Source organism: Ideonella paludis, assembly GCF_018069865.1.
In the GTDB taxonomy this organism is placed as follows: Bacteria; Pseudomonadota; Gammaproteobacteria; order Burkholderiales; family Burkholderiaceae_C; genus Ideonella; species Ideonella paludis.
On the sequence record NZ_JAGQDG010000002.1, the window covers coordinates 428,019 to 444,392 of the forward strand.

The window sequence follows — 16,374 nt, forward strand, 5'->3', positions numbered from 1 at the left end:
AAACTCCGGAAGGACAGTGAAAGCGTAAACAGAAGGGATGCCCGATTTAAGCACGGAACCGCGAGGTGATGGGGTAGCGCCAATCGCGGCCAAAGCCGCGGTGAGTGACGCGCACCCCGATGGGCGCCTGACGCCGCTTGTACTCGTTGATCTTGATGAGTCGCGTGACGCGCTCGACATCCGCCGCCGCAAACCCAGCGGCGATGATGTCCGCAACGCTTTGGTTGTCTTCCATGTAGCGCTCCAAGATGGCATCCAGCACCTCATAGGGCGGCAGGCTGTCTTGGTCCTTCTGGTCCGGACGCAACTCCGCCGACGGTGCACGGGTCAGGATGCGCTCGGGGATCACGGGGCCCACACTGCCATCGGCACGCCGCGTCGCTTGAGCGTTCTTCCAGGCGCAGAGGCGATACACCATCGTCTTGGCCACGTCCTTGATGACGGCAAAACCGCCGGCCATATCGCCGTACAAGGTGCAGTAGCCGGTGGCCATCTCGCTCTTGTTGCCGGTGGTCAAAACAATCTGGCCCGACTTGTTCGACAGCGCCATCAACAAAGTGCCCCGCACACGGGCCTGAATGTTTTCTTCGGTGGCGTCGACAGGCAACCCGGCAAACTCAGACGCCAGAGCGGACTCAAAGGCCGCCACCATCGGGGAAATGGGCACTTCGTCGTAGCGCACCCCCAAGCGCGCCACCATGTCGCGCGAATCGATCCAGGAAATGTCTGCGGTATAGGCCGAAGGCATCATCACGCAGCGCACGCGCTCAGGGCCCAGGGCGTCAACCGCAATGGCCAGCACCAAGGCGGAGTCCACCCCGCCGGACAATCCGATGATGGCACCAGGGAAGCCGTTCTTGCCCAGGTAGTCGCGCACCCCCAGCACCAAGGCCTGCCAAATTTGGGCCTCAGCTCCCAGCACCTCGGCCACCGGGCCTGAGGGCTGCCAAAGGCCCGACGCCGCCCAGGTGAACTGAACCGGCAGCAGTGCCGCCTCAAAGCTCGGCGCCCGCGCGCACACCTGCCCTTGCGCATCCAGGGCAAACGAAGCCCCGTCAAACACCACCTCGTCCTGCCCGCCCACCATGTGGGCATAGAGCAGCGGACGCGCCACACGCTTGGCCGTCTGTGCCATGCGCTGCTCGCGCTCTTGCTGCTTGTCTTGATGGAATGGCGAGGCGTTGATCACACACAGAATCTCTGCCCCCGCGGCCACCGCAGCATCGGCGGGCTCATCAAACCATGCGTCTTCGCAAATCAGCAAGCCCACTTTGGCACCGGCCACTGTCACCACCAGCGCCTGGGCACCCGCATCCCGGCCCGACACAAAGTAGCGGCGCTCATCAAACACTTGGTAGTTGGGCAGTTCACGCTTGTGATAGGTCCCTAGAACAAGCCCCCCCGCCAACACTGAGGCCGAATTGAAGCCCCTCGGTGCGCCCACCGACTTCGTCCTAACATCTGGGCCCAGGCTGCGAGCCGGATGTCCTACGACCAGATGCAAACCATCGAGATCTTTGAGCGCCTGCGCCAGGCCCAGCAAGGCGGCTTCGCACGCATCCAGGAAAGCGGGTCGCAGCAGCAAGTCCTCGGGCGGATAGCCCGTCAGACTCAGCTCAGGCGCGACCACCAACCGAGCCCCTTGCGCATAGGCTTGGCGGGCTGCCTCTTCCAACAAACGCACATTGCCGGGCAAGTCGCCGACGGTCACATTGACTTGGGCCAGGGCAACAAAAAATGGGGGCTGGGCTGACATGTCCGACACGTTGAAGAGAGCGGGTGATTATCACATTGAGGTGCATGACAGCCCGGCCGGGCTGGCCGCCGACGCCTGGGACGAATTGCTCGCCCAGCAAAGCCACCCGACGCCCTTCATGCAGCACCGCTACTTGCTCGCCCTGGAGCAATCCGGCAGCGCGGTGGCCCGCACCGGCTGGCAGGCGCAGTTCGTCTCGGTGCACCAGGGTCAGCGCCTCGTCGCCGCCGCCCCGGCCTATTTGAAGGCCCATTCCTGGGGCGAATATGTGTTCGACTGGGCTTGGGCCGAGGCCTATCAACGCCACGGCCTAGCGTACTACCCCAAGCTGCTGGTCGCCTGCCCGTTCACCCCCGTCCCGGGCGCTCGTCTGCTGGCGGCTGACGCAGAGGCACGAGCCGTTTTGGGGCAAGCGCTGGTCACGCTGGCCCAACAGTCCGAGTTGTCCTCCGTGCACCTTTTGTTTGCCACGGACGCTGAGCGCGAGGCCCTGCACACTCAAGGTTGGATGGAGCGCACCGGTGTGCAGTTTCATTGGCAAAACCGCCCCGAGCAACCCTGGCTGAGTTTTGACGAGTTCTTAAGTGACCTGCAACGCGACAAGCGCAAAAAGATTCAGCAAGAGCGCCGCAAAGTCCGTGACGCCGGCGTCCACTTTGAGGTTCGCGAAGGTCGAGAGATCCGCGCAGCGGATTGGGACTTTTTCTATGAATGCCATCAGCGCACGTATGCCGCGCACGGCGGCTCGCCTTATCTGACCCGAGCCTTCTTTCAGGCCCTGGCCGACACGCAAGCCGAGCATTGGCTGATGTTTGTGGCGACCTTGGGCAGTGAGCGCGTCGCCACCTCGCTCTTGGCAATTGATCGGCGGCAGCGCGTGGCCTGGGGCCGCTATTGGGGCTGCACCCAGGCCATCAGTTGCCTGCACTTTGAGGCCTGCTACTACCAGCCCTTGGCTTGGTGCATCGCCAATGGCTTTCTGCGCTTTGAGGGCGGTGCACAAGGCGAGCACAAGATCGCGCGCGGGCTGTTGCCCAGCCCTACGGGCTCAGCCCATTGGTTGGCCCACCCCGCTTTCGCGTCAGCCGTGGCGGACTTTTTGGCGCGAGAGCGTGGCGGTATGGACCACTACCTGGATGAGCTCAACGACCGCAGCCCCCTGAAGCGGAGCAGCACGGACTGAGCAAGCCTCAGCCCGTGGTCTTTTGCGTTCTCCGCGCTCACTTGCCCTTGAAATCGCCAGACACGGCCAACACCAAGCTTTGAGGCTTGATGTACTTGCGCCAAGCCGCTGTGGCTTGCTCGGCCGTGACAGCGCCGATCTGAGCTTCCAGGGTTTGGCTGGCCGCAAAGGTTCGGCCCAAATACTCATTGCTGGACAAGGTGCCCGCCAAGACCGGGTCTTGCGCGCGTGAGAGGCGCCGATAGTTCAGCAAGCCTTGGCGAGCAGCCTCGACCTCGGCCGTGGTGAAGCCATCTTTGCTGGCACGGGCCAATTCCTCGGCAAATGCAGCCTCGACCTTGGCCCGGTTCTGGGGCGCAAAAATCGCGCTGGCTTGCCACAAGCTGTTGGCATCTTGCGCGGCCCAGCGGATCCCACTGCGCACGTCATAGCTCAGCCCCTCAGCCTCACGAATGCGCTTCCACAGGCGCGAGCTGCCGCCACTGCCAAAGGCAAAGTTGGCCACCAAGAGCGCGGCATGGTCGGCATCCAACTCGCGGATGGGCAAGGCCAGTTGGGCCAGCAAGGTCGCGTTTTGCTTGTCCGGGGCCTCGATCTGGAAGCGCTGCGGCGCCACCGCCACCAGGGGGCGCTCGACCCGTTTGTAGGCGGTGGGCGCACCCCAGCCTTCAAATGCTTTGCGCAAGGCCGTTTGCACCGCCGCCTCGTCCATCGCCCCTACGGCCGCAAACTGCGCCCGCCCTGCCCCGGCGAACTGGCGGTGGAAGGCCTTCAGTTGATCCAAGGTCACCGCCTTCAAGTCTTCGGTGGCCTGGTCAAAATTGCGGAAGTGACGCACGTCACCCCGCGGGTAAGTGTTGCCGTGCTGGCCCAGCGCCTCAGCCACCAAGGCTTCGGGCTCTTTGCGCTGAGCTTCGATCGCCGACAAGGTTTGACGACGGATCTCGTCCAAGGCCTCCGCCGGCAAAGAGGGCTGGCGCACCATCTGGCCCACCAGTTCAATGACCGCGGGCAGGTGCTCCCGTGTCGTGGTGATCTGCGCCACCCATTCGGTCGCGCCGCCCCCCCACTGCACTTCTGCCTTCAAAGCTGTCAGCCGGTCTTGAACCTGCTGGCGTGTCAGGTTGGCCGTGCCTTTGTCCAGCATCTGGGTCAGCACTTCCGCCACAGCCTCTTGCCCCTTGAGGGAGTCCGCATCGCCCAGGCGCAGCGTCAAGCTGGCGGTCACCACATCGCCACGCGTACCTTTGGGCAACAAAGCCACCTTGAGCCCAGGGGCGAGTTCAAAGCGGCGTGTGCGGGCATCAATGTTCGCCGGGCTGGCCTCAAAAACTTCGGCCTTGGCAATCTGAGCCACACCCTTGAAGTCTTTCAACTGCGCAGCGACATCCACCGCCTCAGGCTTGGGCGCGCGTTGTGGCTTGTCGGTCGGGATGTATTGGGCCAGGGTGCGGTTGGCCGGCAGCAGGCGCTCCAAGGCCACGCGATTCACGTCGGCCGTGGTGACAGCCTTGACCCTATCACGCTGCAAAAAGAACAAACGCCAATCGCCCAAGGCGACCACCTCCGACAAGGCCACCCCCACGGTTTCTGGGTTGGAGAAGCGCAGCTCCCAATCCTTCAGCCATCGGGCCTTCGCACGCTCAACCTCCTCGTCGCTGAGGGGCTGCTGAGCCAGGCCTTCCAAGGTGGACAGCAGGCTGTCACGTGCCGCGTCTGGAGATTGGCCAGGGGCCAATTGGGCGCCATAGATCATGAACCCCGGGTCTGCCAAACCGGCGGCAAATGAGAACACCGAGGCGGCCTGGCTCTTCTCGACCAATTGCTTGTGAAGGCGGCCTGCTGGCGCTTCGCTCAGCGCACGCCCCAGCACTTCAATGGCGGCGAAATCAGGATGCGCACCTGGCGGGATGTGATACGCCGCAAACAACAAGGGCACCCCGCCTTGGCGTCGCAGGGTCACACTGCGCTCACCGTCCTGGACGGCTTCCATGGTGTAGAGGCGCGGCAAGGCCCGCTTGGGGGCAGGGATGCGGCCAAAGTCAGCCCTGATCCAGGCCATGACCTTGGCAGGGTCGAACTTGCCGGTGACGATCAGCGTCGCGTTGTCGGGCTGGTAGTAGGTTCGGTAAAAGGCCTGCAGCCTAGCGATGTCCACGTTCTCCACGTCTGCACGGGCGCCAATGGTGCTTTTGCCGTAGTTGTGCCACTGGTACATGGTGGCCAGGGTCTTTTCGAACAGCACGCCATCCGGGCTGTTTTCACCCATCTCCATTTCATTGCGGACCACCGTCATCTCGGTGTCGAGGTCCTTCTTGGCAATGAAGCTGTTCACCATCGCATCCGCATGCCAGCTCAGGAACCAACGCAGGTTTTCGTCGTTGGCATTGAAGCTGGCGAAGTAATTGGTTCTGTCCACCCAAGTGCTGCCGTTGGCTCGCAAGCCGCGCTGGGTGAACTCCCCCCACACCCGAGGGTTCTTGGGCGTGCCCTTGAAGAGCAAGTGCTCCAGCAAGTGCGCCATGCCGGTCTCGCCATAGTTCTCATGGCGGGAGCCGACGCGGTAGGTCAGGTTGACCGTGGTGGTGGGTTTGGAGTCATCCGGCACCAAGAGAACCTGCAAGCCGTTGGGCAAGCGGTATTCGGTGATGCCTTCGACCGACCGAACGGCAGCAAGCGTTTGCGGGGCCGGCGCGGGGGCTGCCAGCACCAGCGACGGGCTGAGCAAGGCCAGGCTGATCAACACATAAGAGGCCTTGAGGCGCATGTTTCCTTCTCCACAGATTTGAAAAAGACGCACGCAAGGCCCCGCAGAAACAACAACGCCGCCCCGAGGGGCGGCGCTGGACGTGCTTGGGGCCCGCCTGCGCCCGCATCCCACCTTGTGTGGGGCTGCAGTGCGCGTAACGATAACCCAAACGACCGGGACGGTCAGGCTTGCTTCGCGGCCCAGTTCTTTTGGCCGTCAACGATTTCCTTCTTGGCAGACTCCGGGCCTTCCCAGCCTGTGACCTTGACCCACTTGCCGGCTTCCAGATCCTTGTAGTGCTCGAAGAAGTGCTGGATAGCCTTCAGGCGCATCTGGTTGATGTCTTCAGGCTTTTCCCAGTGCGAGTAGATGGGGCAGACCTTGGTGATGGGCACGGCCAGCAGCTTGGCGTCCATGCCCGCTTCATCTTCCATCTTCAGCACGCCGATGGGGCGGCAGGTGACCACCACACCGGGGGTCAATGCGTAGGGTGTGACCACCAACACGTCCACGGGGTCGCCGTCGTCCGACAGCGTCTCGGGGATGTAGCCATAGTTGCAGGGATAGTGCATGGCTGTGGTCATGAAACGATCCACAAACAGGGCGCCGCTTTCCTTGTCCACCTCGTACTTGATCGGATCGGCGTTCATCGGGATTTCGATGATGACGTTGAACTGCTCAGGTGCCTTGGCACCGGCGGGGACTTTTTGCAGGCTCATGGGGATCTCGTTGAGTCGGTTGAGGGGAAAACCCGGATTCTACGTAAAGCCCTTGCCCTGCCCTGACAGAACACCTGCACCTTGGCGCCCACATCCGCAGGAAAACACCAAGCCTCCCGCGTCCAGTCTCCCGTAGGATGGGTTCACGTAACGACTGACCCTACGAAGGCCTGCCGTTAACGAGGCATGACAAACCGATAGTGCGAACGGAAGGAGATACCTTGATGTCCACGAACGGAGCGCTCTGGGCAGCGCTGATTTGCGGCCTGTTGGCCGTCATTTACGGATTTGTTCAACGCAGTTGGATCCTGCGGCAAGATGCGGGCAATGCCCGAATGCAGGAGATTGCTGGAGCCATTCAGCAAGGTGCCGCCGCCTACCTGGCGCGGCAATACAAGACGATCGCCTTGGTCGGCGTCGTGTTGGTGATCCCGATTGGCATTTTTCTCGGCGGCACCACCGCCTTCGGCTTTGCACTGGGCGCAGTGCTGTCCGGGGCCTGTGGCTTCATTGGCATGAATGTGTCGGTCCGGGCCAATGTCCGCACCGCCCAAGCCGCCACGCGTGGCATCGGCCCCGCACTGGATGTCGCCTTCAAGGGTGGCGCCATCACCGGCATGTTGGTAGTGGGATTGGGGCTGCTCGGTGTGGGCTTGTTCTTTCTGTTCCTCACCTCCAATGGCAACCTGACCCCCGACAAATCCCTGGCCAGCGTCCTCAAACCCTTGCTTGGCTTTGCCTTTGGCTCGTCGCTCATCTCCATCTTTGCGCGGCTGGGCGGTGGCATCTTCACCAAGGGCGCGGATGTGGGCGCCGACCTGGTTGGCAAGGTGGAAGCTGGCATTCCTGAAGACGACCCCCGCAACCCGGCCGTGATTGCAGACAACGTTGGCGACAACGTCGGTGACTGCGCGGGTATGGCGGCGGACTTGTTTGAGACCTATGCCGTGACCTTGATTGCGACCATGGCCTTGGGCGCCTTGATGGTGGCGTCAGCCCCCATGGCCGCGGTGGTTTACCCCTTACTGCTGGGTGGGGTGTCCATCATCGCCTCCATCATTGGCTGCTCGGTCGTCAAGGCCACGCCGGACATGAAGAATGTCATGCCGGCGCTCTACAAGGGCTTGGCGGTCGCAGGCGGTCTTTCACTGGTCGCTTTCTACTTCGTGACCGCAGCGGTGATGCCGGCGGACGCATTGGGCAGCGGCACCCACATGAAGTTGTTTGGCGCCTGCGCTGTGGGCTTGGTGTTGACGGCCGCCCTGGTGTGGATCACCGAGTACTACACCGGCACGCAGTACGGCCCCGTCAAGCATATTGCGCAGGCTTCCACCACAGGCCACGGCACCAACATCATTGCGGGCTTGGGCGTCTCCATGCGCTCCACGGCCTGGCCGGTGATCTTTGTCTGCATGGCCATCATGGCCTCCTATGGTTTGGCAGGGCTGTACGGCATTGCCATCGCCGCCACCTCCATGCTGAGCATGGCCGGCATCGTGGTGGCGCTGGACGCCTACGGCCCCATCACCGACAACGCCGGTGGCATTGCCGAGATGGCTGAGTTGCCTGCGTCCGTGCGAGACATCACCGACCCCCTGGATGCGGTGGGCAACACCACCAAGGCAGTCACCAAGGGGTATGCGATTGGCTCAGCCGGGTTGGCCGCCTTGGTGCTGTTTGCGGACTACACCCACTCACTCGAAGGCCGAGGCATGCATGTCAGCTTCGACTTGAGCGACCCCAAGGTCATCGTGGGCCTGTTCATTGGTGGCTTGATCCCCTACCTGTTCGGTGCCATGGCCATGGAGGCGGTCGGGCGCGCTGCGGGCTCGGTGGTGGTGGAAGTCCGCCGCCAGTTCAAAGAGATCTCCGGGATCATGGAAGGCACTGCCAAGCCTGAATATGGCAAGGCCGTCGACATGTTGACCACTGCGGCCATCAAAGAAATGGTGGTGCCGTCCTTGCTGCCCGTGGTGGTGCCTATTGTGGTCGGCATGACCCTGGGTGCCGCAGCCCTCGGCGGCTTGCTCATGGGCACCATCGTCACCGGCTTGTTTGTGGCGATCTCGATGTGCACGGGTGGCGGCGCCTGGGATAACGCCAAGAAGTACATTGAAGACGGCCATCACGGCGGCAAAGGCAGTGAGACCCACAAGGCGGCAGTCACCGGCGACACGGTGGGCGACCCCTACAAGGACACGGCTGGGCCGGCCGTCAACCCGCTGATCAAGATCATCAATATCGTGGCCCTGCTGATCGTGCCGCTGCTGCCCGTGACCGTGGCCTCCACGCATGCGCCCGCCGCCTCAGCCAGCAAGGCCGAGATGGTGACCGAGGTGGTCAAGGCTCCTGCGATGAGTGGCGACAAGGGCGGCATACAGATCAAGGTGAACATCGACCCCAAGGCCGCGAGCGCGGAAGCCAAGGTCTTTTTCGCCAGCGGTGCAGCCACGCTGCCTGCGGGGGCACAGGACGCCCTCAGCAAAGTCGCTGAGGCCGCCAAGATCAACCCCGCCAAGCTCAGCATCAGCGGCTTTCATGATGCGTCCGGAGACCCGGTCAAAAACGCTGAGTTGGCCAAAGAGCGCGCCTTGGCCGTCCGTGACGCACTGAAAGCCGCAGGCATTGCCGAGGATCGCTTCGAGATGAAGAAGCCCGAGCAGATCAACGCAGGCAACGACGCCGAAGCTCGCCGCGTTGAGGTACGCTTGCTCTGACTTCGCCCTCCGCGACCGTGGGCCGACCCTCGGGTCGGCCTTTTCATTCTGGCGCCACGCTCTCATGCAACTCCCTTGGCTAGAAGCTCACAGTCCTTTTCCCGACACCCGATTGGCCTTGGGTGCTGATAGCGAAGCGCCGGGGTTGCTGGCCGCCGGTGGCGACCTCAGCGTTGGTCGGCTGGTGAAGGCCTATACCCAGGGCATCTTTCCTTGGTACAGCGAGGGTCAGCCCATTCTGTGGTGGACGCCAGACCCTCGCATGGTTTTGCCGGTGGCCGAGTTCAAGCTGCATCGCTCACTGCGCAAGACCTTGACCAAGTTCCTACGCGCCCAAGGCTGCGAGGTGCGCGTCAACACCGCCTTTGAGCGGGTCATACAGGCCTGCGCCACCACGCCCAGAGATGGCCAGCACGGTACTTGGATCTTGCCGGAGATGGTGCAAGCCTATATCGAGCTGCACCAGCATGGCGTGGCGCACAGCGTGGAGACTTGGGTGAACGGCGAATTGGTCGGCGGTCTCTACGGCCTCAATCTGGGCCAAATGTTCTTTGGAGAGTCGATGTTTGCGCATCGTACCGATGCCTCCAAGATCGCGCTGGCGGGCTTGGTCGCACTCTGCCGCCAGCGCAATATTCCTCTGATCGACTGCCAGCAAAACACGGGGCATCTCGCCTCCATGGGGGCAAGGCCCATCCCACGCGCTGAGTTTGAGAGGCATTTGTCCACGCTTGTGGGGGTGCGTCAGCCCCAAACCTGGGCCTATGATCCTTACTGCTGGACGACTTTGGGCTTGTGACGATCAGGCCGCCGGCCTTTTTCACTCACCGTGACCCATCCGAAAGAAGCGCCCTTCGCGACCTTGCAGTTCTATGCAACGGCGCCCTACCCCTGCAGTTACTTGGCGGGCCGTTTGGCGCGCTCGCAAGTGGCGACACCAGGGCATTTGATCCATGCGGAGGCCTACTCTGCCCTGGTGGCCAATGGGTTCAGACGCAGCGGATTGTTCACCTACCGCCCTCTGTGCGACGAGTGCCGCGCCTGCGTCCCCATGCGCCTGCCCGTCGAGCGCTTCAAACCCAATCGGGCCCAGCGACGGGCGTGGGTGCAACATGCCCACCTCAAGACCCGGGTCATACGTCTGGGATTCGACCAAGAGCATTACGAGCTCTACCTGAAGTACCAAGCAGCCCGCCACGCGGGCGGCGGCATGGACCAGGACAGCATCGACCAGTACACCCAGTTCTTGCTGCAAAGCCGCGTTAACTCGCGCCTGGTGGAGTTTCGTGAACCGCTCAAGGAGGGAGAAACCGGCCGAGGCGTGCTGCGCATGGTGTCGGTGGTGGACATCTTGAGCGACGGCCTTTCAGCCGTCTACACCTTCTATGACCCCGAGGCCGCAGGCAGCTTGGGCACTTACGGCGTGCTGTGGCAGATCGAGCAGGCGCGCCAAATGAAGCTGCCGCAGGTCTACCTGGGCTACTGGATCGCCCCCAGCCCCAAGATGGCCTACAAGGTCCGCTTCAAGCCGCATCAGTGCCTGATCGACGGCCGCTGGGTCGACACCGACGCCGAGCGCTTGCAGCCTGGTTGACTCTTGCGCCGCTTTGTCGCGGCAGGATGCAGATCGTCGCTTCTGCATTGCGATGCGTGTGAGTGGTGCCTACGATGCCCGCATCTCATCACTGTTTTCAGGAGACCCTCATGGCCCGTTCATCAACACGCATGTCGCCCCTGCTGTTGGCTGTGGCGCTTGTCGCTGCCGCCGCTTTGCCGCCACTGACCGCACATGCGCTGACCATTGAGTACAACAACGGTGGAACCTTGATCAAGGGCTCAGGAAAGGTCATCGACCAGAACCGCAGTGTCAGCGCCTTCAGCAAGCTGAGGTTGGAGGGCTCTTTCACCGTTGAAGCCAAGCAAGCAAATGCGGCACAGGTGAGCGTTCGGGCCGACGACAACCTCGTCGACCACATCGAAACCGTGGTCGACGGCGACACGCTGGTGGTGCGCAGCAAGCCCAAGGCCAGTTGGCGCACCACATCGCCCATGGTGGTCCATGTGAGCTTTGCGCAGCTTCAAGGCGCTGAGTTGCGTGGCAGTGGCGACCTGAACATACGCAGCCTGCAAGCGGATCGCTTCAGTGCGTCAGTTTCTGGCTCCGGTGACATGCGCATTGAAGGTGCCCAACTCGGTGGTCTGACGGCCAGCCTCGCGGGGTCGGGAGACCTCAATGCCACCGGTACGGCCCAACAAGTCGATGCCCATGTGGCGGGCTCAGGCGATGTGGAGTTGAGCAAGCTTCAAGCGCGCCAAGCCAGAGTCAACCTGGCGGGCAGCGGCGACGTGAGCGTCCATGCGGCGGAGTCTGTTGACGTCAACATCGTGGGCTCTGGCGATGTTCAGGTTTGGGGCAAGCCCGCCAAAGTCAGCCGCAAGATCGTGGGCAGCGGCGACATTCACCTCAAGTGATGGCCATACCTGGAAGGGCTTGTCCCCGCCGCCGCTGAACAAGCCTGTGGACAAGCCCTTGGGCGATGTGCCAAGTGCTTGTCATGACAGGGGAAAGAACGCAGTGCCTCAAGATGAGGCAGCAGGCACAAGGCCGGTCAGCCGCGAAACTGCCCCATGGCCTCGCCCATGCGCACTGGCGCGGTGGGCGCCCAAGCCGTGTTGAAGGCCAAGCCCGATTTCGGGAACAACAAGACCACGGTCGAGCCCAACAAGAAGCGCCCCATCTCCGCCCCCTGCTTCAAGCTCACTTGACCCGGCGCATAGTCCCAGGTCTTGAGGGCACCCAAGCGCGGCGGGTTGACCACGCCATGCCAGGCCGTCGCCATGCTGCCCACAATGGTCGCGCCCACCAACACCAGCACGAAGGGCCCCTTCGGTCCGTCGAACAAGCAGACCACCCGCTCGTTGCGTGCAAACAGCCCTGGCACACCACGGGCAGTGGTCGGGTTCACCGAAAACAGCGCCCCCGGCACATAGGTCATGCGACGCAGTTCACCGTCGCAGGGCATGTGAATGCGGTGGTAATCCTTGGGGCTCAGGTAGATGGTGGCAAAGTGGCCGTCCGCATAACGGGCGGCCTCTTGCGCATCGCCTCCCAACAAGGCTTCAGCACTGTAGTGATGCCCTTTGGCCTGGAAAATCTGCGACTCCACCACGGCACCGAATTGGCTGATGGCCCCATCGACCGGGCAAATCAAATCAGCCTGCGCCAAGGGGCGCGCCCCGGTGCGCAACTCGCGGGTGAAGAAGTCGTTAAAGGTCTTGTAGTGGCTGGGCTCGGGATGAGCGGCCTCGGCCATGTTCACGCCATAGCGGCGAATGAAGCGCTCAATCACGCGGGTGGTCAACGCCCCCCTTGGCACCGAGGCAAAACGGCCCGCCCATTCGGTCAGCGCCTGCTTGGGCAGCAGGTATTGAGGCAATACGGCAAGACGATCATTCATGACTGAACCTCAAAGGCCTTCAGAGGCAATGACAAGTGACGCGTGACAGGGACAACAAAAAAGCACCCGGCAGAAACTGCGAGGTGCTTTAGTGTTGGTGGGCGGTGCAGGGTTCGAACCTGCGACCCCTGCCGTGTGAAGGCAGTGCTCTACCGCTGAGCTAACCGCCCGGTATTCAGTGGAAGCTGCGTTCCGGGAAGCCTTGGATTATGCCACAAGATTTCGCCACAGTGTCTTTCCGCCGCTCGATTTATCCAAATCCTTCAAAACAGCCTCGTGCGCAGCCTGTTCTTCAGGGCTCGCATCCAGCACCGGCAAGGTGAACGCACTGAAGTCGATGGCCGCGACTTCGAGCTGCGGCCCACCCGACGACTCCTCCCCGGCATCAATCACCAAGGTCTTTTGACCCCGGGTCAGGCGGATGTAGACCTCGGCCAGCAAGCCTGCGTCCAGCAAGGCGCCGTGCAACGCACGATTCGAGTTATCCACCTCCAGGCGCTTGCACAAAGCGTCCAAGGAGTTCGCCTTGCCCGGGAACATCTCGCGCGCCATCAGCAGGCTGTCAGTGACGCTGGCCACCTGTTGCGCAAAGGGGGGGGCGCCAACGCGGCGCAGTTCCGCATTCAAGAAGCCCACGTCGAAGGCCGCGTTGTGGATCACCACATCGGCACCTGCGATATAGGCCATGAACTCGGCCGCCACCGCCGCAAAGACGGGCTTATCCGCCAAGAACTCATCCGTCAGGCCGTGGATGCGCACGGCGTCTTCGCTGTTCTTGCGCTCAGGGTTCAGATAGAGGTGCAGGTTGTGGCCGGTCAAGCGGCGGTTGACCATCTCCACGCAGCCGATCTCAATCACCCTATCGCCACTCTCGGGCGACAGGCCTGTCGTCTCCGTGTCCAGAAAAATCTGTCTCATGCCTGCACCTTGGCGCGACGCGCGCTCCACCACCACAGGGCCGCCCCGGCCACCAACATCGGCACACACAACCACTGGCCACGGCTCAAGCCCAAGGCACCCAGGCCCAAGAAGCCATCGGGCTCGCGGAAATACTCGGCCACAAAGCGTGTGGCCCCGTAGCCCAAGAGGAACAATGCCGAGACTTGACCGAGCGGCCTCTCCTTCTTGCCGAACCACCACAGCACCGCAAACAACAGCATGCCCTCCAGCAAGAACTGGTAGACCTGCGAGGGGTGCCTAGCCACCCCATCTTGGGCTTGCGGAAACACCATGGCCCAAGGCAAGGACGGGTCCGCCGCCCGGCCCCACAACTCACCATTGATGAAGTTACCAACGCGGCCGCTTGCCAAACCTGTGGGGACGCACGGCGCGATCAAATCGGTGACTTGCCAAAACGAGCGCTTGCGCAGGTGGGCAAACAAGGCCATGGCCACCACCACGCCCAACAGCCCACCGTGAAACGCCATGCCGCCCTTCCACACCGCCAACACCTCCAGTGGATGTTGCAGGTAGTACTCCGGCTTGTAGAACAGCACATAGCCCAGCCGCCCCCCCAGCACCACGCCCATCACACCGAAGAACAACAGGTCTTCGGTATCGCGGCGCGTCCACCCCGCGTTGGCATACCACGGCTGACGCACCCTCAGGTTAGCGAGCCACAGGAACAGCCCAAAAGCGACCAAATAGGTGATGCCGTACCAGTGCACCTGGATCGGCAGGCCCAGGCCTGTCAGATCCAGCGCGACCGGGTTGAATTGCGGGTGTATAAGCATGGGGCGGCATGATAAGCGCAGGCTGTTGTCCCTTTGCCTCGCAGAACGATCACGCATGGGCGAAAATCAAGGGCAACAAACCCCAGTCCTACTGTTCAGTCCCAGGAAGCCTCATGCCTGCCTACCGCTCCAAAACCTCCACCGCTGGCCGCAATATGGCGGGTGCCCGCTCTCTGTGGCGCGCCACCGGCATGAAGGATGGCGACTTCGACAAGCCCATCATCGCCATCGCCAATTCCTTTACCCAGTTCGTGCCCGGCCATGTGCACCTCAAAGACCTGGGCCAATTGGTGGCCCGCGAGATTGAGGCCGCAGGCGGCGTGGCCAAAGAGTTCAACACCATTGCCGTGGACGATGGCATCGCCATGGGGCACGACGGCATGTTGTATTCACTGCCCAGCCGCGAGTTGATCGCGGACAGTGTGGAGTACATGGTCAATGCCCACTGCGCCGACGCGCTGGTGTGCATCTCCAATTGCGACAAGATCACCCCGGGCATGTTGATGGCTGCCATGCGCTTGAACATCCCTGCGGTGTTTGTGTCCGGCGGCCCCATGGAAGCGGGCAAGGTGCGCCTGGCCAACCCCCAGACCCAGACCATCGAGATCAAAAAGCTGGACCTGATCGACGCCATGGTGATGGCGGCGGACAGCAAGGTCAGTGACGCCGACTTGGCAGAGGTCGAGCGCTCGGCTTGCCCCACCTGCGGGTCTTGCTCTGGCATGTTCACCGCCAACTCCATGAACTGCCTGACAGAGGCTCTGGGTCTTTCGCTGCCCGGCAACGGCACGGTGGTGGCCACCCACGCCGACCGAGAGCAACTCTTCAAGAAGGCCGGCCGTCTGGCCGTTGAGCTGTGCCAGCGCTATTACGAGCAGGACGATGCCAGCGTGCTGCCGCGCTCTATGGGCTTCAAGGCCTTTGAGAACGCCATCACCTTGGACATCGCCATGGGCGGCTCCACCAACACCATCTTGCACCTCTTGGCCATTGCTCAAGAGGCCGAGATCGACTTCACCATGGCCGACATTGACCGACTCTCGCGCGTGGTGCCGCAGTTGTGTAAGGTCGCCCCCAACACCAACAAGTACCACATTGAAGACGTGCACCGTGCCGGCGGCATCATGGCCATCCTCGGTGAGCTCGACCGAGCCGGCAAGCTGCACACCGATGTGCCCACCGTCCACAGCAAGACCATGAAGGACGCGCTGGACCAGTGGGACGTTGCTCGCGCGCCGAGTGATGCGGTCAAGACCTTTTACATGGCCGGCCCCGCTGGCATCCCCACCCAAGTGGCTTTCAGCCAAGCCTCACGCTGGCCAAGCCTGGACTTGGACCGCGCAGAAGGCTGCATCCGCTCCTTCGAGAATGCCTTCTCCAAGGAAGGCGGCTTGGCGGTGCTGACCGGCAACATCGCCTTGCAAGGCTGTGTGGTCAAAACCGCAGGCGTCGATGACAGCCTGCTGGTGTTTGAAGGCCCCGCCCATGTGACCGAATCTCAAGACGAGGCCGTTGCCAACATCTTGAACGACCAGGTGAAAGCCGGTGATGTGGTCATAGTGCGCTATGAAGGCCCCAAGGGCGGTCCAGGCATGCAAGAAATGCTTTACCCCACCTCTTACATTAAATCTAAGGGACTGGGCAAAGCCTGCGCTTTATTGACGGATGGACGCTTCTCGGGCGGCACCTCGGGCCTGTCGATCGGCCACTGCTCACCCGAAGCCGCAGCCGGTGGCGCCATTGGCTTGGTGCGCAATGGCGACCGCATTCGCATCGACATCCCGCAGCGCCGCATTGACGTGCTGCTCAGCGACGAAGAGTTGCAACAGCGCCGCGCCGAGCAAGACGCCAAGGGCTGGAAGCCCGCGCAACCACGGCAGCGCAAAGTCTCTGCCGCGCTCAAGGCCTATGCCAAGCTGGCCATGTCCGCCGACAAGGGCGCTGTTCGAGATTTGTCTCAGCTCGACTGAGCACCGCGGCCGCCTGTCGACGCAAAAAAGGGAGCAGACGCTCCCTTTTTTTGATGTGCTGTGACCCTGGCCAGCGCAATGGCTGCGGA

The 16,374-nt window shown here is 62.4% G+C and carries 12 protein-coding genes and 1 tRNA gene; 6 read left to right on the forward strand and 7 right to left on the reverse strand.

Going from position 1 to position 16,374, the window contains the following annotated elements:
- Window positions 1-46: 46 nt before the first annotated feature.
- A complete protein-coding gene (locus KAK11_RS06455; protein ID WP_210807410.1) occupies window positions 47-1,756 on the reverse strand; it encodes an NAD+ synthase in 1,710 nt (569 codons plus the stop codon).
- On the opposite strand from KAK11_RS06455, the gene KAK11_RS06460 reads away from it, so the two are divergent.
- Window positions 1,755-2,939, forward strand: a complete 1,185-nt coding sequence (locus tag KAK11_RS06460) for a GNAT family N-acetyltransferase (RefSeq protein ID WP_210807412.1) — start codon at window positions 1,755-1,757, stop codon at window positions 2,937-2,939. The two genes, KAK11_RS06455 and KAK11_RS06460, sit on opposite strands and share 2 nt — an antisense overlap.
- Before the next feature lie 37 nt (window positions 2,940-2,976).
- Here KAK11_RS06460 and KAK11_RS06465 read toward each other — a convergent pair whose 3' ends face one another.
- Window positions 2,977-5,706 (reverse strand): M16 family metallopeptidase, encoded by a 2,730-nt coding sequence (locus tag KAK11_RS06465; RefSeq protein ID WP_210807414.1) that lies wholly within the window; start codon window positions 5,704-5,706, stop codon window positions 2,977-2,979.
- Window positions 5,707-5,870: 164 nt separating this feature from the next.
- Window positions 5,871-6,407, reverse strand: coding sequence for an inorganic diphosphatase (ppa, locus tag KAK11_RS06470; RefSeq protein WP_210807416.1), 537 nt, complete (start codon window positions 6,405-6,407; stop codon window positions 5,871-5,873).
- Window positions 6,408-6,631: 224 nt separating this feature from the next.
- On the opposite strand from ppa, the gene KAK11_RS06475 reads away from it, so the two are divergent.
- The 4 genes from KAK11_RS06475 (at window position 6,632) to KAK11_RS06490 (ending at window position 11,596) form a co-directional block, all read left to right on the forward strand.
- Entirely contained in the window at window positions 6,632-9,124 is a 2,493-nt protein-coding gene (locus KAK11_RS06475) for a sodium-translocating pyrophosphatase (protein ID WP_210807418.1), read from the forward strand.
- A 64-nt stretch (window positions 9,125-9,188) separates the two neighbouring features.
- Window positions 9,189-9,923, forward strand: coding sequence for a leucyl/phenylalanyl-tRNA--protein transferase (gene aat / locus KAK11_RS06480; RefSeq protein ID WP_210807420.1), 735 nt, complete (start codon window positions 9,189-9,191; stop codon window positions 9,921-9,923).
- A gap of 30 nt (window positions 9,924-9,953) precedes the next feature.
- A complete protein-coding gene (locus tag KAK11_RS06485) occupies window positions 9,954-10,718 on the forward strand; it encodes an arginyltransferase (protein WP_210807422.1) in 765 nt (254 codons plus the stop codon).
- A gap of 110 nt (window positions 10,719-10,828) precedes the next feature.
- On the forward strand, window positions 10,829-11,596 hold the full coding sequence (locus tag KAK11_RS06490) for a head GIN domain-containing protein (protein WP_210807424.1): 768 nt from the start codon (window positions 10,829-10,831) through the stop codon (window positions 11,594-11,596).
- A 137-nt stretch (window positions 11,597-11,733) separates the two neighbouring features.
- On the opposite strand, the gene asd is transcribed toward KAK11_RS06490, so the two are convergent.
- From asd to lgt, 4 genes are all read right to left on the reverse strand, one after another.
- On the reverse strand, window positions 11,734-12,582 hold the full coding sequence (gene asd / locus KAK11_RS06495) for an archaetidylserine decarboxylase (RefSeq protein WP_210807426.1): 849 nt from the start codon (window positions 12,580-12,582) through the stop codon (window positions 11,734-11,736).
- A 95-nt stretch (window positions 12,583-12,677) separates the two neighbouring features.
- Window positions 12,678-12,752 (reverse strand) — tRNA-Val (locus KAK11_RS06500).
- A gap of 37 nt (window positions 12,753-12,789) precedes the next feature.
- Complete coding sequence (gene dnaQ, locus KAK11_RS06505) at window positions 12,790-13,500, reverse strand: DNA polymerase III subunit epsilon (protein ID WP_210807428.1); 711 nt, start codon at window positions 13,498-13,500, stop codon at window positions 12,790-12,792.
- A complete protein-coding gene (gene lgt / locus KAK11_RS06510; RefSeq protein WP_210807430.1) occupies window positions 13,497-14,315 on the reverse strand; it encodes a prolipoprotein diacylglyceryl transferase in 819 nt (272 codons plus the stop codon). The genes dnaQ and lgt overlap by 4 nt, the downstream gene beginning before the upstream one ends.
- A 113-nt stretch (window positions 14,316-14,428) precedes the next feature.
- On the opposite strand from lgt, the gene ilvD reads away from it, so the two are divergent.
- Window positions 14,429-16,285 (forward strand): dihydroxy-acid dehydratase, encoded by a 1,857-nt coding sequence (gene ilvD, locus KAK11_RS06515; RefSeq protein WP_210807432.1) that lies wholly within the window; start codon window positions 14,429-14,431, stop codon window positions 16,283-16,285.
- Window positions 16,286-16,374 lie beyond the last annotated feature (89 nt).